The following is an 18,972-nucleotide window of genomic DNA, read 5'->3' as shown; positions in this document are numbered from 1 at the left end:
GCTCTGTGAAAGATATCGATAATTTAATGAGTGGAGTGATGGAGCTGAAGCCTGGTGGTTCAGAAGCTCTTGAGAAATTATTGGCTAAAGCCAAGGCTGATGGTAAGCAGCTAAGAATTAAACTTGGAATTGATCCTACTAGTAGCGATTTGCATTTGGGACATATGGTTTGTATTCAAAAGCTCAAGCAGTTTCAGGAAGCTGGACATTTACCGGTCCTCTTGATTGGTGGTTACACAGCGCAAGTTGGTGATCCTTCTGGACGTAATGAAATGCGCCCATCCTTAAGTGCCGAGGATGTTGCCGGCTATGCCAAGACCTACCTTGAGCAAGTCTCGCGTGTGCTTGATCTGGATAAAGTAGAAGTGGTCAATAACGCTGATTGGTTTGATAAATATACAATGACCGATATGGTCAAGCTCGCTTCTAAAGTAACTGTCAATCAAATGATAGCCAAGGACGCTTTTGGTAAGAGGCTTGAAGATGGTAACCCGCTTTATGCCCATGAGATTCTTTATCCACTTTTGCAAGGACAGGACAGTGTAGAGATCAAGGCTGATATAGAACTCGGTGGTATTGATCAATTATTCAATTTGATGGTAGGTAGAGATTTGCAAAAAGCCAATGACCAAAAGCCACAGCTTTGCATGTGCATGCCTTTATTGATTGGTCTTGATGGCGCTAAGAAGATGTCTAAGACATCTGGCAACTTTATTGCGCTCAATGACAGCGCCAAAGAGATGTTTGGCAAGTCTATGAGTATTCCTGATGAGTTAATTTTGGATTACTTTACTTTGGCTACTCGTTTGAATCCTACACAAGTGGCAGCAATTAAATCAAGACTTGAGTCGGGAGAGAATCCAAGACATATCAAAGACCAGCTGGCTCAAACTATTGTGGCAATTTATTTTTCAGCGGATGAAGCCAAACAAGAATCAGCCAACTTTGCTAAACAATTTGCTCAAAAAGAAATCCCCGATGTTATTCCTGAATATAAACTCAATGGCAGCAATATTCTTGCTGACGTTATGGTGGCTGCAGGACTTTGCCAGACCAAGGGTGAAGCAAAGCGATTAGTCCAAGGTGGCGGAGTGAAGCTTGATGGCGTCAAGCTTAGTGACCCGTTGGCTGAGTTAGATCCCTGTAATGGAGCAGTTTTGCAGGCTGGGAAGCGCAAGTTTGTGAGATTGTCATAGTGATGACTCAACCCAATATCACCCAACTAATAGAATCACTAGATCACAATCTTCAGTTTGTTTCTGAGATGTTGCAGGCTAGTATTAGGCTCTTTGTTAAGAGTGACAATGGAATTACTATCCATAATTATTTTCATCCTAACCAGGACTCTTTGTATCTTGGACCTAAGACTATGGATCAAAGTCAGGAAGAACGTTTCCTAGCTCATAAAGATATTTCAGTTGATAAAGCATTTAAGTTGGGTAGACCAATTCTCGGACAATATGGTTTGGTGATTAATAACAGAAGAATCCAGGAGTTTGCTTACCCAATTCGTCTTAGAGAGGACGGGAATGTGCTTGCTGTGATTGCCGTTGAGCGAGATATCTATGTGACACGTAATATTTTAGGGCAGCATTGGGATTTTATGGCTGATAACTTGATTAAAGCGCTCAAGGAAAAAATTGAAGACGGCACGAGATTCCCGCATGTGGCTTTTGGTGAGGGGGCTTTGATTGTTAAGGCGCCAGATCGGATATTTTTTGCTAATCCACTAGCATTTAATTTGATTGCCGAGCTTGCGGAACATGGTTCGCAGCTAGTCGGGCAGACTCTCGATGATTTATTTGCCAGTTTCCCGCGCAAGTACAAAGGCAAAGACGAAGGACTTTCTATAGAAGCAATTGAAGAAATAAGTCTACGTCAACGTACTATCGCTGCTCGCCATGTGAGATTGAGCGGTGAGATGTCGGTGGTTTTACTTAAGGATAATTCTGAGATCAAAGTCAAAGAGACCTTGCTCAAGGAGATTCATCATAGGGTGAAGAATAATTTGCAGACAGTTGTTTCATTACTGAGAATGCAAAAACGCCGTAATCCAGAGTTGGCGGAGGCTTTTAATGAGGCTATCAATCGTACTAATAGTATTGCAATGGTGCATGAATACTTATCTCGTTCTCATGATATTGAGACTATTGATTTTGGTTTTTTGGTACAAAAGATTCTCAAGGGTTTGATTTCCTCTTTTGGTGCTGAGAAAATTACCGTGAATTATGATTGCCCGCACAAAGTTTTTGTAGTGAGCGAAGATGCTACCAACCTTGCTTTGGTACTTAATGAAATCCTCTCAAACACACTTGAGCACACCATAGATCAATTAACTAAAATTGACATTAAACTGTTTAATGATGAGAAATTCCTTACCATGCTTGTCGTAGATGATGGCGGTGGTTTTGCTGAGGGTTTTGATTATAAGCTCAGTAAAGGTTTAGGTTGGGAAATTGTGCGTACAATAACTGAAGAAAGCTTGGGTGGCGAGCTTAGTGTGGATAATTATGAAGAAGACGGTAAACGTGGTGTGAGAGTTCAACTTAAAATGCCGTTGACTGTTTAATCGCTCATGGGTTTAATTCCCCGTAGCTCTGCATTAGGGCGCTAGATTACACCGTAATACTTTATTAGACTTGCCCTAAAAGTCAAAATCCTCTAAAGGGGCAACTACATGCTAAAATTGGGTTAATGACAACGACTGAACTAGATCCAGATCTTATTAAAGTAGTTATTGCTGATGACGAGCCTTTGATTCGTATGGATCTTAAAGAACTTTTGGAAGAAGCTTCTACATATAAAGTAGTAGCTGAAGCCAAGGATGGTGATGAAGCAGTGAGAGCAATTGAAGAGCATGAGCCTGATATCGTGTTTATGGATATCCGCATGCCCAATAAAGATGGCATCGCTGCAGCTAAAGAGGTCCAAGAAAAGATCCAACGTCGTGTGCCAATTATTATGCTGACAGCTTATAGTCAGCCAGAATTATATGAAGAAGCGTCCAAGGCTGGTGTCTTTGCTTATCTCACCAAGCCTTTACGAAAAGCTGACCTTGCTCCAGCTATTGAGATTGCGATCGCTAGAGCAATGGAAATGACAGAGCTCAAAGATGAACTAAACAAGTTGAGTGGCAAACTTGAGACTCGTAAAATAGTTGAAAAAGCCAAAGGGCTCTTGATGAAAAAATTCAATCTCGATGAAACTACCGCTTATAGAAGAATTCAAAAAGCTGCTATGGATCAAAGATCTAACTTGAAAGCTATTTCTGAAGCTATTTTGAAGAATATTGGTTAGTTCTCTTCTTCTGCTAAGCTCTGATCAATTTTGTAAACTTGTTTCAAACAGTTTTAACCCTAGTCATAACTATAAATTAATTTAGTTAAAATTAAGGGGGCTTTTCAGATTAACAATTTTATAGAGTTTGTAGAATCTACTTATTAGCTGTAACTTCATCACCAACAGTCCAAGTACTACTGTTAAAGAGTAATGATTCTAATTTGCCTTCACCTTTTTTGGCAATAGAAGCAGCTTCTTGCTCTGCTATAGCAGCGTCATAGCTGCTGTGGTTTACAGATCTAATTACTCCCATCACAGTTGGCATCGATGGTTCATCAATACCAAGGCGACCGATTAGGTATGCCATTGTTGCATCTTCAGCCTTAGGATCATGGGTGATAAATTTGTTGGTTTTGCCATCATTAGCTTCAATTGTTAGTTTAGGGTGGCTACCACTTTCAAGTACAATTCCTCTGCTGTCTTTGTCAAACAATAATGGTTTACCATCTTCAAGAAACAAATTCTCTACTTCTTTAGTTTCTTTGTTTAAGTATTTTGCAAAAGCACCATCATTGAAGATGTTGCAGTTCTGTAGGATTTCTACAAATGCAGTACCTTTGTGAGCTGCAGCTGCTCTTAGGGTTTCTTGTAAATGTTTTGGATTGTGTGCTGCTGTTCTTGCAACAAATGTTGCACCAGAAGCAATTGCAAAACTCACTGGATTTAGTGGTCTATCAATAGAACCCATGAGTGATGTTTTGGTTACTTTGCCTTGTTCAGAAGTTGGTGAGTATTGTCCTTTGGTAAGTCCATAAATCCTGTTATTAAACAAAAGTATCTTGAGGTCCATGTTACGGCGGATTGCGTGCATAGTATGGTTACCACCAATGCTTAAGCCATCACCATCACCGGTGACTACCCAAACTGATAAATCAGGATTAGACATTTTGACACCAGAAGCTACTGTTAAAGCTCTGCCGTGAATAGTATGAAAACCATAAGTGTCCATATAGTAAGGGAATCTACTTGAGCAACCGATTCCAGAGATAAATGCGAACTTTTCTTTGGGAATACCAAGTGTCGGTAAAACAGTTTGTACTGAAGAGAGGATTGAGTAGTCGCCGCAACCTGGGCACCACTTAACGTCGCCTTCAGCAACGAAGTCTTTTTTGGTTAATGTACTAGGGTCTGTGTTTGTAATTGTTGCCATTTTTATTTCCTTCCGTCTTCTCTCCCGTCTTCGCTCCGCTACGACGCGGCAAGTCGTTACGACTCGATTAACGCTTCCCTTCAATTATTTCTTCAGCGATTCTCACTAAGTCACTTTGGTTAAATGGTTTAGTGTTAATTTGATTAACTGCTTTGATGTCGATTAAGAATTTTGCTCTCAGTATCATATTGAGCTGTCCTGAGTTAAGTTCAGGTAGCATTACATGCTTGTAGTTTCTGAGAATTGATTCTAGATCATTTGGAAGTGGGTTGATGTGCTTGATATGAGCTTGCGCAACTTTGTAGCCGCGTGCTAATAACTCTTCAACTGCGGATCTATTTGAACCGTAAGTGCTGCCCCAGCCAAGCAAGAGTAGGTCACCTTTGGTTTCACCGTATCTCTCTGTAGCGGGAAGATGCTTGGCGATATTGGCGACTTTTTGGGCGCGAATTCTCGTCATCTCTTCATGCACTTCAGCGCTTAGGTTTACTTTACCAGTGATATTACTTTTTTCAAGACCACCAAGAGTGTGCTCGCAACCTGGTGTTCCTGGTATTGCCCAAGGTCTAGCTAGATTTTTATTACGATTATAAGGTTGGAAAGTATCAGGATCTGTGTGGCTTTGAGTTTTGATTTTTGCGAGATCTTCAATATTGGGTAATAGCCAGGGTTCGGATCCAATTGCAATTTGTGTCTCACTTAAAATCACTACTGGAGTCATATACTCAAGTGCGATTCGACAAGCCTCAATTGCTGTATCAAAACAATCTGATGGAGATTTTGCTGCAAGAACAGGGATCGGGCTTTCACCGTTACGCCCATAAAGCACTTGTAATAAATCTGTTTGTTCAGTTTTGGTTGGAAGACCGGTACTTGGTCCGCCTCTCATTACATCAACAATCACTAATGGTAATTCAGTGATCATTGCCAGGTTCATGAATTCAGATTTGAGCGCAATCCCAGGACCAGAGGTAGTTGTAAGCGCAAGTTGACCAGCGAAGCTAGCACCAATTGCTGAACCGATTCCAGCGATTTCATCTTCTGCTTGAAATGTCTTCACACCAAAGTGTTTATACTTCGCTAGTTCTTGAAGAATTTCGGTAGCTGGAGTAATTGGGTAAGAACCAAGAAATAATGATTTATTAGATAATTTACTCGCTGCAACAAAACCTATAGAGAGCGCTTCATTACCTGTGATGTTGCGATATTTACCAGGCTTGATTTTAGCTTTGGGTACTTCATAAGTTGATTGAATCATCTCGCAAGTATCACCAAAGTTGTAACCAGCTTTCATTACATTGATATTTGCTTCTAGGACATCTGGTTTGCTACCAAATTTGCCTTCAAGCCATTCGATAGTTGGTTCAAGTGATCTATTGTATAAGAAATACATCAAACCAAGCGCAAACATATTCTTAGAGCGCTCTTTGAGTTTGGACGGTATTGGTGAATCTTTAAGTGCTTCAAGTGTCATCTTGGTGATTGGCACTTCGTAAACTCTGTATTTGGATCTATAAGTTTCGAGGATATCTTCTTCAGGATTAAAACCTGCTTTGCTTAGATTACTGTCTGTAAAGCTATCTTCGTTAATAATAAGGATGCCGTTTTGTTTAAGGTCTTCCAGATTGGTTTTCATTGCAGCTGGGTTCATTGCTACAAGTGCGTCAAGCTCATCACCTGCTGTAAAAATATTGTTAGAGGCAAATCGAACTTGAAAGCCGGAGACACCAGCTAAAGTACCAAGAGGAGCGCGAATTTCTGCTGGAAAGTTGGGATATGTTGCGATATCATTACCAAAAAGTGCGCTGGTCGTTGTAAACTGATTTCCAGTTAATTGCATTCCATCGCCACTATCTCCGCAAAAGCGAATGGTGACTGAACTAAGTTTTTCTTTGGTGGTTGACATGGTCTTTATTCTCAATATTATATAGTCTATATATACCCTCAATGTTTATGGCTAACTAAATATTTGTGCCTAGAGAGACTGGGAGTTATCTTTTGCAAGCTGGGACAATCCCGACTTTCAAAACAAGTCTATTGTGGCTAGCTAAGATCTGATTCTAGCTTTACTGGTATTATTAGTGCTTATGGCAATACTTGTAACAGGTTGTGCTGGATATATTGGAGCGATAGCTTGCAAACTTCTACTTGAGGCTGGCTATCAAGTAATTGGTATTGATGATCTTTCAAGGTCGAAACCAAGTCATTTAGTTGATGGAATAGAATTTTATCAGGCATGTATTTCTGATGAGAAGATTTTGGAGGAGATTGTTGGGAAGCATAATAGACATCATGCAAAACGAAGTTTTGCTAGTGATGTCGACACACAAAATGTCGGAACCGCGCGGAATGCGCGTGTTGCCTTTGGAGATAATTCCGACTTTCAAAACAAGTCTAATATAGAAGCGGTTATGCATTTTGCTGCATTTATTGAAGTTGCTGAATCTGTTGAGAAGCCGGGTCTATACAAAGAAAACAACTATATAAAGACAACGGTATTGGTTGATAAATTAATTAATCTTGGAATCAAGAATTTGATTTTTTCTAGTACGGCGGCTGTTTATGGACTACCAATTATGGATATTGCTTTGAAGGAAGATTCTGAGCTTATGCCAATCAATCCTTATGGTGAAAATAAATTAGCGGTTGAAAAATACTTAGAACTCAAGTCTCAAGAAGAGGATTTTAAATATATTGCATTGCGTTATTTCAATGTTGCAGGAGCTTATGGTGATATTGGCGAGGAGCATGAACCAGAGAGTCATATTATTCCAATTGCTTTAGATGCTCTTCTTGGACATCGTGAGATTTTTAAGTTGTTTGGTACTGACTACAATACTGCGGACGGTACTGCAGTCAGAGATTATATTCATGTGGTTGATCTTTGTAAGGCGCACATTGCTGCCTTAGATCTCTTTAAGTCAGGGAAAGGCATTAATCAAGCATACAATCTTGGCTACAACAAAGGATTCTCGGTACTGGAGATCGTGCGGTCAATAGAAAAGATGGCTGGTCAAGCAATTCCGCTTGAGTATTCTGATAGACGTGCTGGTGATCCAGATCGTTTAGTTGCTGATAACACTAAAGCTATTGCTGCTGGGTTTTTCAAGCCAGAGAGAGCTTCCATTGATAGAATAATCGAGGATGCGCTAGAGCACCGCAAAAAATTTCATGCAAACAGGTAAAAATTTATTTAAATCATTTTCATACTTAAGTTTGAGTAATGTCGTTGTTATTCCGGCAACTGCTTTTGCAACTGTATTAATTGCACGATTCTTGAAGCCTCATGAGCTTGGAATTTTACTTACCGCAGAAGCATTTGTTGAGATGTTTTCTTTTTTTTATACTATGGGTTTCAAAAACTCCATCTTTCAATATGCTTCAAATCATGTTGATGGTTTTAATGAGGGTTTGAGGGACGCAATGGGTAATGCCTTGCTAGTTCGCTTGCTAGTTGGAACTCCTATTGGCTTATTGATATATTTTCTTGCCGGTAAATTTAACTCAGACCCTGTTTTGGTAGAAATTATCGGACTGTATGTTTTGATTGAATTTTTTATGAGCCTAAGTAATATATTTGGAGTTGTAAGAAGAGCACTGGATCAATTTAAATTGATTGCTACAATTACAGCAACTAATAAAATAATCAAACTTGGATTAATTTTCGTTGTCTTCAAGTATTTTGGAGGTTTGCTTGAACTTGTTTATGCTTTTGTTTTGATGGAAGTGATCAAGTTTTTGATATCTTTCTTTGCAACGATGAATCTAATCAAGCCTCGTCTTTCATTGCCAGATATTGTGCCGATGATGAAGGATTCAGCACTCTATGGGATTTTCGATTTTCTTGATGGTGCTGAAAATAAGGTAGATAGGTTGATGCTTAATTATTTTCTGGGGCCAAGCGCAGTTGCTTTTTATTCTATTCCATCAAAGCTCAATCGTTTGATTAAAATGATACCACTTTCTATTAGGCAAGTATTTTTGCCACAACTACACAAAGTCAAAAGTACTGAAGAACTAAAGCCGATACTAAGAAAATTAATCATGATATTGCTTATTGCTGGCTTGCCTTTATTCTTAGGTATTTATTTCTTCTCAAAACCAGTCCTGGCGATGTTCTTTAATGAAGAATATCAGGCTGCCATTCAATTGGCACCTTTATTTGCTTTTATTGCTTTACTTTGGTTCCTCAATACTGCACCTAATATGTTACTGGCTGCTAAAGCGGATCACAAAGGCAGAAATATAATTCAACTTATTAGTATTCTTCTAAATATAGGACTGAATTGCATCTTTATCCCACGCTTTGGTATCATTGGTGCGATACAGGCAACTATTGCAGCCAATTTTGCCAAATTTGTGCTGATGCAGTTGAGGTATCAAACTAAATATGCAAACAAGTAAACCACCACTCATTCATATTGGTTACCATAAGACAGCATCGAGCTGGCTTCAAGCTAATTTGTTTGATGATTATGGTTTTAAGAGATTTATTGCTCAATCAGAGATTCGTGACAGGATAGTTTTGCCTAACGCACTTGATTTTAAGGCAACTGAATTGCGTAGCTATTATGATTCTTGCGTGACTAACGGAGAGTTTGTTTCGGTAATTAGTAACGAGCGCCTTTCTGGTAATCCACATTCTGGCGGCTATGACAGTAAAGAGCTTGCTGATAGACTTTATGCTAGTTTTCCTGAAGCCAAGGTCTTGATTGTGATTCGAGAACAGGTCTCTGCAATATTTTCTAGTTATATTCAATATATTAGAGTAGGCGGACCATGTTCAATTGATGACTATCTAGAGCCAACAGTGCGCAATATTCCGATTTTGCCGCTTTTTAATTTTGAGCATTTTAATTATTGTCGCTTGGTGAGTTATTACTATGATTTATTTGGCAAAGACAAGGTTTTAGTTTTGCCGTTTGAATTATTCAAAAACAACCCTGTCGGTTTTTGTTCGAAGATCACTGATTTTACTGGACTGGCTGCAGCTGAGACTTTGCCGTTTACCAAAACAAAAAATAAACGCATCTCTAGTTTAAGTTCGATGTTTTTGAGGCAAAGCAATAAGTTATTTGCTAAGACTAGGCTTAATCCATCAGCATTAGGTAAGAAGCAAAGCTATTTGGGGACAGGTTCTGGTGAAGGCGGCTCTTATGGCAAAATACTTGCGATTGATTCTTTAATACCTAAGTCGGTGCATGAATTCTTTGACGATAGATTGAATAAAATTATTCAAGAGACAATTGGCGATAGATACCAAAAAGTAAATCAGGAATTGGCTGAGTTGACAGGTTTGGATTTAGCAGCCTACGGTTATTGTTCAAAACAAAGTGAGCTTGTTTCGTGAAGCAGCCCTTAGTACATATTGGCTATCACAAGACAGCGACTACGTGGTTACAACACAACTTGCTTGATAATCACGAGCTTGGTTTCAAAAGATATATTTCCAAAAATGAAATTCGTGACAAAATCATTTTGCCTCATGGCTTGGATTTTGATGCTGCTTCAGTTCAAGCTTGGTACAAGTCTAAAGTTGATGAAGATGCAAGTGGATTTGAAGAAAAAATTCCTGTCGTCTCAAGTGAACGTATTTCAGGTAACCCGCACTCTGGCGGCTATGATAGCAAGCAAAACGCTGATAGGATTGCAGCGGTTTTCCCAAATGCGCGGATTTTGATTGTGATCCGTGAGCCTATTGCTGCAATTGCTTCTTGCTATTTGCAGTATGTTAAGAGTGGTGGAGTTTGCTCTCTCAAGGACTATATAGAGCCAACTCGTGATGGGCTTGCTGTTGTGCCTTTGTTTAATTTTGAGCATTTTAATTACAATAAACTAATCAATTATTATCAGAGTTTGTTTAATGATGTTCTAGTTTTGCATTATGAGGATTTTGTCAAAGCCCCTCGAGAATTTTGCTCTAAGATCACTAGTTTTGCAGGAGCTGAAGAGTTGCAGGATTTACCTTATGCCAGTCTATCTAATCAAGGTCTTTCTTTTTTGAGTTGTTTTGTACTTAGACAGTTTAATAAGCTATTTACAAAAACACGTCTCAATCCTGGTGCCCTCAAGTTTAATAAATTACAAGTCGAGCTTACTAAGATTTTAATTAAGCTAGAGTCTATTTGCCCTTCAAGCTGGCATAAGGCTTTTAGAGAGTCGATGAAGGATTATATTGCAAGTAAATTAAAAAATCACCGGTCTGAACTATCTTCTTGCATTTAACTAGCCCTTAATATTGAGTTGATAAGTATCAAAAATAGGAAAGATGAGGTGAATGATGATGAAAAAAAGTTTTATAAAAATTAGTTTGATAATCTCTTGTATTGGGCTTACAGGTTTGGCGGTATTAGCTGACGACAAAATAAGTATTGGTAATGGAGCAGAGGCAACGGTTAATGGTGCAATTGCTATTGGACATCATTTTAAAAATGACAAGGCGAATAGTCTTGCAGTAGGCTTTGGTACTAGTAAGCCTAGCTTAGAAGTGAATGCTGCTAGTGTTAATATCAACACTAAGCTTGATGTCGCTGCTGATATTAAAGCTATTAAAATAAATGCTCGAGACATTAATCTACGAACTGGCTCCGCTAGCCGGTTTCATACTAGCACTTTAAGTTCTAGTCGTATAAGGGCTTCATCTGCTAGAATTACCAGACTTGATTCAGCTGCATTGACTAGCTCTCAAATAAAAGCTACGAGTACTATTTCGGATAAGCTTAAAACAGTTGAGGCTGATCTTGGTAATGTGTCGGCAGATCATATTAGCACAGGGACGCTTTTTGTTAGTGGTGATCTTGAGGTTAGTGGTTCTGTCACAACTAAGGTTATTGCTGCTAGTGAAGCTGGCTTTGGCAATGTGAAAGCAAATAATTTACTTCTGAATAGCCTACCTAATGATCCAGAAGTGAAGAATTACAACTCATTTGTGGTCGGTACTTATTCTCATATTGAAGGAGGTGACTCCTCTATACTTGGTTCTGGGTCTTCCATTCAAGGATATCACTCAGTTGTCCTTGGTGATTCAAACACTGTAAGAGCGAACCGCAGTGTTGTCATAGGTTCTAGTAATTTAGTGGTTAGTAGTGATGCAATTGCAATCGGTTCTGGCTTGACCAATGTAGCTCGAGAAAAATCCATAGTACTTGGCTATGGTGAAGCGGCATTGTATATTGGTGATTACGCTACAACTACTAATGTTAGTGACCCTTTGCTGCCAATGGCTGAATTTTTTTATAAGCCAGATAGTCGAGTTGGTATTGGCACGCTAGACCCTCAACGTAAGCTTCATATTGGTGATGCGATGCGTTTAGAGCCTTTGAACTCGCCACCAGAAAACCCAGCAATGGGAGATATTTATATGAATAAGTCTGGAGCACTGTGTGCATATTTTAGTTATGAAGATGGCGAGGGTTATTGGGAAAAAATTGGTGGTCATGGAGATTGCGCAACTCAAGAATTTATTTTTCCATGGCCGTACCCTACAAATCCTCCAGGGCTGTACCCTACAAATCCTCCAGGGCTGTACCCTACAAATCCTTTGCCTATAGGAGGTCCAGTAAAGCCAATAGTAGGTATACCGATAGGTTCGCCTATACTTGCGGAGTAATTAGTTTTATACTAGCTTTTAGCTAAGAGGCACTAGATTTGATACAATTATCAAATGATCAGCTTCCAACAAATCATATTCAAACTCAATCAATTCTGGTCGGACCAGGGCTGTATCATAATGCAACCTTATGACATCGAGAAGGGTGCAAGTACCATGAACCCAGCAACTTTTTTGCGGGTGCTGGCAAACAAAGAATGGAAGATGGCTTGTATTGAGCCCTGTCGTAGACCGACTGATGGGCGTTATGGTGAGAATCCAAATCGTCTTCAACATTATTTTCAGTATCAAGTGATCATGCAACCCAATCCAAGTAATTCTCAAGAGCTTTATTTGGATAGTTTAAAAGCGCTTGGCGTAAATCCACTAGAGCATGATATTCGTTTTGTTGAGGATAATTGGGAAAGTCCAACACTTGGTGCTTGGGGTTGCGGTTGGGAGGTCTGGCTTAATGGCATGGAGATTACTCAGTTTACTTATTTTCAACAAGCCGGTGGCATTGAAATTAAACCTGTTGCCGTAGAGCTAACTTATGGTCTTGAGCGCATCGCTATGTATTTGCAAAATGTTGACTCGGTTTATGATTTGATTTGGCATGAGCATAATGGTAAGAAGGTACTTTATCGTGATGTTTATCATCGTAATGAAGTTGAACAAAGTAAGTACAACTTTGAAGTGAGTAGTTCTGAGAGATTATTAGACTTGTACAAATTATATTTTAGTGAAGCGACGGCTTGTCTTGATGCCCAGCTTGCGATACCGGCTTATGACTATGTGCTTAAGTGCTCGCATACTTTCAACCTATTAGATGCTAGAGGCGCCATTAGCAAGGATGAAAGACAAAACTATATCTTAGAGATTAGATCTTTGGCTGAGAAAACAGCCAGGATTTACACAGCAAAATCCTTATCCCCAATTTCGTAATAACCCGGAGTTGATAAGATTACGAAATTGCTATACATTATAAGCAGTGCTTGGTTTAATAAAAACAAAGCCCCAGAAAGCAGAATTGATTTCTGAGTATGATTTTTATTCATACACAGAGTCGGTGCATTATCATGCATATAAATTCTTGGGCGTAAATAAAAATAGGCTTGATGATCAAGAAGGCATAAGCTTTGGATTTTGGTCAAACAAAGTGAAGGCAGTTTCTGTAGTTGGTGATTTTAATAACTGGCGTTTGAATGCTAATCCAATGACTAAGATTTTTGATGCTGGATTGTGGTCTAGTTTTATCCCAAATCTCAAGCGAGATTTTGCTTATCAATTTGCTCTTCAATTTGAAGATGGTAGAGTTGAATACCTTAATGATCCTTATGCTAAGCAAATTGGTTTTACAGACGGAGCGAGTCTTGCTAAACCTTTAGCTGCAACTGATAGGCAAGGCTTGGTCAGCAGGCTCGCTTCAGTATATAAAGATGATGATTATCAGTGGGATGATGTAGCTTGGATTAAACAAAGAGAACAAAATGAACTTTCGGTGAATGCAATTTCTATTTATCGCTATGACTTAGCTGGTGAGGAAAATAATTACCAAGCCTTGGCTAAAGAGATTGTTGAAGAGATGAAATCCAAAGGTTTTACTCATTTGCTTTTGAGTTCTGTTGTTGATGCTATTGAAGACTTGAGTTATGGCAAGGACTATCAATATTTTGCAGCAAATCATGTGCATGGTAATCCTGAGGACTTCAAGTGTTTTGTGAATTACTTACACAGCAATTCAATTGGTTTGGTTTTGGATTTGCCGGTATTTGGACAATTGTCGGATTATGCGAAGAAAACCAATAACAATATGCTTTTATCCAGTGCTGTTTTTTGGCTTGAAGAATATCATATTGATGGTTTCTTTTTTAGTACGGTGCAAGATGATAGGCGTAAATTATTAACCCACAAGTCAGATGCTTTGGTTGAATTTATGAAGTCATTAACTGAGGTAATTTATAGTAGATCCAAAGGAGTTTTTACTGTAATAGAAGATGATAGTGGTATGCCTGAACTGACTAAACCTACATACAGAGGTGGTTTTGGCTTCAATATGAGTTTGAATACGAGTTTTGAAAAAGCTATCGTTGATTATTTCATTACGCCTGATGATCTAAGTAAATTACATCTCAATTCTAGTTATGCATTTGCTGAAAACCAAATGCTCAACTTTGCTGATTCCCGCCTTGAAGCTTTGGATCTGAACACCGTCAAGTTGATCCTTGCTTATAGTTATGCTTTCCCGGGAAAGAAATTAAGCTCTGCAGAGCTTATGAATAGTTTGCAAATGGGTTTTGAAATGGAAAACTCTATGATGGAAGAATATTTCTGTACTAGCTCTCGTAAGTTTTTGGGTTTGGACTCTAATGAGTTTGATCTTGCAACTTATGTAGCGGACTTGAATAAGATTTATGCTGAGAATGAAGCACTCTCTGGTACTGATTTTAAAGATAGCTGTTTTGAATGGTTGAACTATGGTGAAGATGGATTGGTGAGTTTTTTGCGCTGGTCTTGTGATTACAAAGAATTGGTTTTGTTTATTATGAACTTGCACAGTAAAGACATTAAGGGACATCTACTTGGAGTGCCGCAGCCTGGTTTGTATCTTGAGCTATTGAATAGCGACGCTGCCAAATACGCTGGACTTGCTAATGGCAATGATGATGGTGTTTATAGTTCTGACAGGCCGTCTAATAATAGACCTTATAGTCTTAAGATGGATATACCACCGCGCTCCGCTCTCATCTTTAAAAACTGCCCATAAAGTCCCATCTGCGGCGTTACGCTCATTTGCTGCAGCCATCATTGACGGCTCAGTCAACTCAGTCTGCAGAAAATTCGCAAGCCTTGCATCTGGGAGCTTTCTGAACAGTTTTGGTCTATAGCTCCATGGTTCTAGGCTTGCTATAATCATCCTTAATGCCCTTCCCTTACAAAGATCTCCGAGAATATATAACTGACTTAGAATCCGCTGGTGAATTAATACGCATCACTGAGTCTGTTAGTGCAGATTTAGAAATTACAGAAATTGCAGATAGAGTCTCTAAAGCACCAGGGTCTCACAACAAAGCACTCTTGTTTGAGAATGTTGAGGGTTATGCTATGCCAGTTTTGATAAATCAAATGGGCTCGCACAAGCGTATGCAAATGGCACTCGGTGTTAAGCAATACGATCAAATTGCTGATCGTATTAGAGAGTTTATAAAACCAGAAGTTCCTGAAGCGATGAGTGACAAGATCGCTAAATTATTTCAGCTCGCTCAGGCGCGTAATTTCCTTCCAAAGACGGTAACCAATGCGCCTTGCCAGGAAGTAGTGCTCAAGCCAGAAGATGCTAAGCCCATGCTCGACAAGCTACCAATACTCAAGTGCTGGCCTGAGGATGGCGGACCGTTTATTACTCTCACTTCTGTTTTTACCAAAGACCCTGATTCACTGGGTTCTGGACGTAATGTTGGAATGTATCGTTTGCAAAAATTTGACAACGTGACCACTGGAATGCACTGGCACAAGCATCACGACGGCGCGCATAATTACAAAAAATCACTTAAGCGAGTTAAGGATGGAGATAAAGAATCCTTGCGCATGGAGATGGCAATTGCGATTGGTACTGATCCAGTGATAGCTTATGCCGGTACTGCTCCTTTACCTGCTGCAATTGATGAGATGATCCTTGCTGGCATGATTCGCAATAAAGCCGTTGAATTAGTGCAATGCAAGACTATAGATATTCAAGTGCCGGCGACAGCAGAAATTGTACTAGAGGGCTATATTGATCTTGAAGAAGATCCAGTGACTGAGGGGCCTTTCGGGGATCACACTGGGTTTTATTCACTTGCTGATAAATATCCCTTGTTTCATTTGACAGCACTTACGCATCGCAAGAATCCGATTTATGCGACAACTATTGTTGGCATCCCGCCGCAAGAGGATTGCTATCTTGGCAAAGCAACTGAGAGGATTTTCTTACCACTCTTGCAAATGATTTGTCCTGAGATTATTGACATGGATTTGCCTTGGGATGGAGTGTTTCACAATTGCGCTTTGATCAAAATCGATAAGCAATATGCCGGGCATGCCCAAAAAGTCATGAACACTATTTGGGGAGTGGGACAGATGGCTTGGACGAAATATATTATTGTCTTTGATAAAGAAGTTGATATCCATAATTATAATGAAGCAGCTATGTATGCCTTTGGCAACACTGACCCGCAGCGTGATATTTTATTTACTAAAGGACCTGTGGATATTCTTGATCACGCTGCACCAATTATGGGCTACGGCTCCAAGGCTGGTTTTGATGCCACGCGCAAATGGGCTGATGAAGGCTTTGCTAGAGAATGGCCAGATTTGATTACTATGTCTGATGAGATTAAGGCTAGGGTTGATCAGAAATGGATAAAACTTGGTTTATAATATAAGAATGAAATGCTCTTGTATTTATAAAACCGCAATGCTCACTGGACTTGCTGTCTTTGCCTGGGGAATGATTTCCTGGATGGCTTTACCTTGGCATTCGATGACTATTAAGTCATTCAAGAATGAACAAGCTGTGCAATTGAGTTTGCTGCAAAATATAGATTCAAAAGAACCTGCGATTTATTCTTTGCCATCGATGGAGAATCATGAAGCTACAGGACCTTTTGCTTTTATTGCGTTAAATCCAATGGGACTAAAGATGTCACCAGTGATGATGCTTAAGGGCTTAGCCACACAAATCCTTATTGCTTTTTTGATTACTTGGTTATTGATGCAAACAACGGGATTAAATTATTGGGGCAAGGTTAGGTTTGTTACTGTCATTGGTCTTGTAACAGCTATAGTTGCTAGCGTGCCAAACATGAATTGGTGGGGCTTTGGACTAGACTATAGTTTAGTTATGCTCGTTGATCAAGTGATTGCTTGGTTCTTGGGTGGCTCGGTTGTAGCTAAGTTGACTGATTAGTAGCCTATCCGCAAAAAACCTCTATCTGCTGTGTTTCACTCACCCTCATTTGCCTGAGCAAACTTCGGGAACGCCCTGCGGGCTCTCGTGGGCCTTGCACATGGAAGATTTTCGAATAGGCTCACCATGTTTTAATGTGAATATTTAAAAAATCCAATTCTTAACATCATTCAAAGTGGTCAAAGCAATAATACTAAGTAAAAACACAAAACCAGCTTGCATAGCGCCATTGAGCACTTTCTCTGATGGTTTTTTGCCAGCAATAGCTTCATAAGCCATGAATACCAGATGCCCGCCATCAAGCGCTGGGATTGGCAGGACGTTGATTACAGCAAGGTTGAGACTAAGCAAAATTGCAAACTCCAATAAAAGAAAGGCATTTGATTTGATGTCTTGAGAAATAATTTGCACAATGCCAACTATGCCTTTGACTTCTCCAAGCTCAACGACAGCCGGTCCAACGCTCGCTCCAAAGAGAGAAGCGATTTTGCTAAAGAGAGAAGCAAAGATCGCAATCACTGAAACTAGCATTCCAATCATGGTATTCACTGTGAATTTGAAGGCTTCAATAATCCAAGTAAGTGGGTTCATTGGATATTTTTGATAGGCTTTTTGGTGTCCGAGTATTACTCCTAGACTACCTTTGGAGTAGAATTTGGTGTTGATGATCTGATATTGTTTGGCACTTGTCTCTCTTCTGATTTTGACATTGATGTCTTGGTAGCTATAGCTCTTGACTGCTTGTTGTAATTCTGTACCAGTGTTGATTTGTGTTGAATTTATTTGGATGATTTGATCGCCCGCTTTAAGTCCGGCAGCTTGAGCGGCGCTAGCTTCATCTATGAAAGCAGAGATGCTGTTGGTTGCATTGGCAGTTGGCAAGCCGATTGTAGCAGCCATGATTATGGCAAGTAAAAAAGCAAACAAGATATTGAAAACAATACCACCACTGGCAACGACAGCTCTTTGGTGCACAGGAAACTCTCTAAGCGGTTTGTCTATCTTGTATTCTTTGATTGTGTCTGGATCAGTTTCATCACCAAGCTCAGGGATTGCTACGAAGCCACCAATAAGTGCCCAGTAAAACTTAAATTGAGTGCCCCATCTTTTGCCAAGGTTGATTGATGGTCCAAATGGTAATCCAATTCCAAAAACTGGTGTTTGAAAGCCGTAGTACTTGGCTGCAAGAAAATGCCCAAATTCATGTACCACGATTAGTACGGTGATCATTAATAAGCTAATTATGACAAAGAGGAAATCCATTCTTATTATTATAACTGGTTCTCTTGTTATTGCGAGTTTGACGGGCGTGACAATCCTAACAGCTCAATAATTTGAGCTAATCACCGTCTCAGGTTTGCGCATAAGCTTCTTAAGACTCACGTATAGTAGACCAAGGAATTAAGCCGTCATTGCCAGGACCCTGAGTGTAACGAAGGGGACGAAGCAATCCAGTGTAGAAGCTAAGTCTATCAACTAGATTACTTCGCTTCGCTCGCAATGACGTTCAGAAAACTTTAGTGGTTTACTTCGTGATGCTCGCAATAACGGTATCAACCGAAATTAATTTCATTGAATAATCATCTTTTCGCTTATTACAGGCTTGGTGATTAGTAAACTCATCTACACTGATATGTTCAAAACCATAAGGTCCAGTCCTGGCTCCAGAGCTAGGGCCATACAAGCCAATAATTGTGGCATTAGATCCATAGAGGCTGGCTGCAGCAATATGCAAAGGACCAGTGTCAACTCCAATAACGGTAGACATTTCACTAAAAAATTCCGGTAGCTCTTGAAGGCTTTTGTTTACAACGATATGTAATGGTGATTTAGTCTGGCAGATAATTTCTTCAATCACTATTAAGTCTCTAATTGTTCCAAGTATGTAGATTTCGGTTTCTGGATTTTTTGTTTTGATTTTGTCAATTAATTTAGCCCATTTTTCTG

16 protein-coding genes are annotated in these 18,972 nt (G+C 39.6%); 12 read left to right on the top strand and 4 right to left on the bottom strand.

Annotation, left to right across the window (positions count from 1 at the left end; translation table 11 throughout):
* Positions 1-5: 5 nt before the first annotated feature.
* The 3 genes from tyrS to O3C63_03680 all read left to right on the top strand — a co-directional run bounded on the left by tyrS (position 6) and on the right by O3C63_03680 (position 3,297).
* Positions 6-1,196, top strand: coding sequence for a tyrosine--tRNA ligase (gene tyrS / locus O3C63_03690; GenBank protein ID MDA0772026.1), 1,191 nt, complete (start codon positions 6-8; stop codon positions 1,194-1,196).
* Positions 1,197-1,198: 2 nt separating this feature from the next.
* On the top strand, positions 1,199-2,569 hold the full coding sequence (locus tag O3C63_03685; GenBank protein MDA0772025.1) for a sensor histidine kinase: 1,371 nt from the start codon (positions 1,199-1,201) through the stop codon (positions 2,567-2,569).
* 125 nt (positions 2,570-2,694) lie between these two features.
* Complete coding sequence (locus O3C63_03680) at positions 2,695-3,297, top strand: response regulator (GenBank protein ID MDA0772024.1); 603 nt, start codon at positions 2,695-2,697, stop codon at positions 3,295-3,297.
* A gap of 136 nt (positions 3,298-3,433) precedes the next feature.
* Here O3C63_03680 and O3C63_03675 read toward each other — a convergent pair whose 3' ends face one another.
* Together O3C63_03675 and O3C63_03670 are read right to left on the bottom strand one after the other, a co-directional pair.
* Positions 3,434-4,489, bottom strand: a complete 1,056-nt coding sequence (locus O3C63_03675; GenBank protein MDA0772023.1) for a 2-oxoacid:ferredoxin oxidoreductase subunit beta — start codon at positions 4,487-4,489, stop codon at positions 3,434-3,436.
* Between the two features lie 67 nt (positions 4,490-4,556).
* Positions 4,557-6,395, bottom strand: coding sequence for a 2-oxoacid:acceptor oxidoreductase subunit alpha (locus tag O3C63_03670; protein MDA0772022.1), 1,839 nt, complete (start codon positions 6,393-6,395; stop codon positions 4,557-4,559).
* Positions 6,396-6,576: 181 nt separating this feature from the next.
* Between O3C63_03670 and galE the strand changes: the two genes are divergently transcribed.
* The 9 genes from galE (at position 6,577) to O3C63_03625 (ending at position 17,025) form a co-directional block, all read left to right on the top strand.
* Positions 6,577-7,674, top strand: coding sequence for a UDP-glucose 4-epimerase GalE (gene galE / locus O3C63_03665; protein ID MDA0772021.1), 1,098 nt, complete (start codon positions 6,577-6,579; stop codon positions 7,672-7,674).
* A complete protein-coding gene (locus tag O3C63_03660) occupies positions 7,661-8,893 on the top strand; it encodes a flippase (protein MDA0772020.1) in 1,233 nt (410 codons plus the stop codon). Before galE ends, O3C63_03660 begins: the two co-directional genes overlap by 14 nt.
* Complete coding sequence (locus O3C63_03655; GenBank protein ID MDA0772019.1) at positions 8,880-9,839, top strand: sulfotransferase; 960 nt, start codon at positions 8,880-8,882, stop codon at positions 9,837-9,839. Before O3C63_03660 ends, O3C63_03655 begins: the two co-directional genes overlap by 14 nt.
* Positions 9,836-10,714, top strand: a complete 879-nt coding sequence (locus tag O3C63_03650) for a sulfotransferase (protein ID MDA0772018.1) — start codon at positions 9,836-9,838, stop codon at positions 10,712-10,714. Before O3C63_03655 ends, O3C63_03650 begins: the two co-directional genes overlap by 4 nt.
* Positions 10,715-10,766: 52 nt before the next feature.
* Positions 10,767-12,098, top strand: coding sequence for a hypothetical protein (locus O3C63_03645; protein ID MDA0772017.1), 1,332 nt, complete (start codon positions 10,767-10,769; stop codon positions 12,096-12,098).
* Between the two features lie 57 nt (positions 12,099-12,155).
* Positions 12,156-13,022, top strand: coding sequence for a glycine--tRNA ligase subunit alpha (gene glyQ / locus O3C63_03640; GenBank protein ID MDA0772016.1), 867 nt, complete (start codon positions 12,156-12,158; stop codon positions 13,020-13,022).
* Between the two features lie 46 nt (positions 13,023-13,068).
* Positions 13,069-14,844: an alpha amylase C-terminal domain-containing protein gene (locus O3C63_03635; GenBank protein ID MDA0772015.1), complete on the top strand. Its 1,776-nt coding sequence runs from the start codon at positions 13,069-13,071 to the stop codon at positions 14,842-14,844.
* 155 nt (positions 14,845-14,999) lie between these two features.
* Positions 15,000-16,496, top strand: coding sequence for a menaquinone biosynthesis decarboxylase (locus O3C63_03630; protein ID MDA0772014.1), 1,497 nt, complete (start codon positions 15,000-15,002; stop codon positions 16,494-16,496).
* A gap of 7 nt (positions 16,497-16,503) precedes the next feature.
* On the top strand, positions 16,504-17,025 hold the full coding sequence (locus tag O3C63_03625; GenBank protein ID MDA0772013.1) for a hypothetical protein: 522 nt from the start codon (positions 16,504-16,506) through the stop codon (positions 17,023-17,025).
* Positions 17,026-17,169: 144 nt separating this feature from the next.
* Here the strand turns inward: O3C63_03625 and O3C63_03620 are convergent, their stop codons facing one another.
* Entirely contained in the window at positions 17,170-18,288 is a 1,119-nt protein-coding gene (locus O3C63_03620) for a M50 family metallopeptidase (protein MDA0772012.1), read from the bottom strand.
* A 262-nt stretch (positions 18,289-18,550) separates the two neighbouring features.
* Positions 18,551-18,972: hypothetical protein (locus O3C63_03615; protein MDA0772011.1), on the bottom strand; the 422-nt coding region annotated here is incomplete at its 5' end.

It is taken from the genome of Cyanobacteriota bacterium (assembly GCA_027618255.1).
In the GTDB taxonomy this organism is placed as follows: Bacteria; Cyanobacteriota; Vampirovibrionia; order LMEP-6097; family LMEP-6097; genus JABHOV01.
The sequence above is the reverse complement of the archived record's forward strand: the minus strand, read 5'-3'. Positions and strand labels throughout refer to the sequence as shown.

Coding starts and splice junctions, on each gene's coding strand:
- O3C63_03685 (MDA0772025.1), top strand. CDS start 1,199: ATGACTCAACCCAATATCACCCAACTAATAGAATCACTAGATCACAAT.
- O3C63_03680 (MDA0772024.1), top strand. CDS start 2,695: ATGACAACGACTGAACTAGATCCAGATCTTATTAAAGTAGTTATTGCT.
- O3C63_03675 (MDA0772023.1), bottom strand. CDS start 4,489: ATGGCAACAATTACAAACACAGACCCTAGTACATTAACCAAAAAAGAC.
- O3C63_03670 (MDA0772022.1), bottom strand. CDS start 6,395: ATGTCAACCACCAAAGAAAAACTTAGTTCAGTCACCATTCGCTTTTGC.
- galE (MDA0772021.1), top strand. CDS start 6,577: ATGGCAATACTTGTAACAGGTTGTGCTGGATATATTGGAGCGATAGCT.
- O3C63_03660 (MDA0772020.1), top strand. CDS start 7,661: ATGCAAACAGGTAAAAATTTATTTAAATCATTTTCATACTTAAGTTTG.
- O3C63_03655 (MDA0772019.1), top strand. CDS start 8,880: ATGCAAACAAGTAAACCACCACTCATTCATATTGGTTACCATAAGACA.
- O3C63_03645 (MDA0772017.1), top strand. CDS start 10,767: ATGATGATGAAAAAAAGTTTTATAAAAATTAGTTTGATAATCTCTTGT.
- O3C63_03630 (MDA0772014.1), top strand. CDS start 15,000: ATGCCCTTCCCTTACAAAGATCTCCGAGAATATATAACTGACTTAGAA.
- O3C63_03625 (MDA0772013.1), top strand. CDS start 16,504: ATGAAATGCTCTTGTATTTATAAAACCGCAATGCTCACTGGACTTGCT.
- O3C63_03620 (MDA0772012.1), bottom strand. CDS start 18,288: ATGGATTTCCTCTTTGTCATAATTAGCTTATTAATGATCACCGTACTA.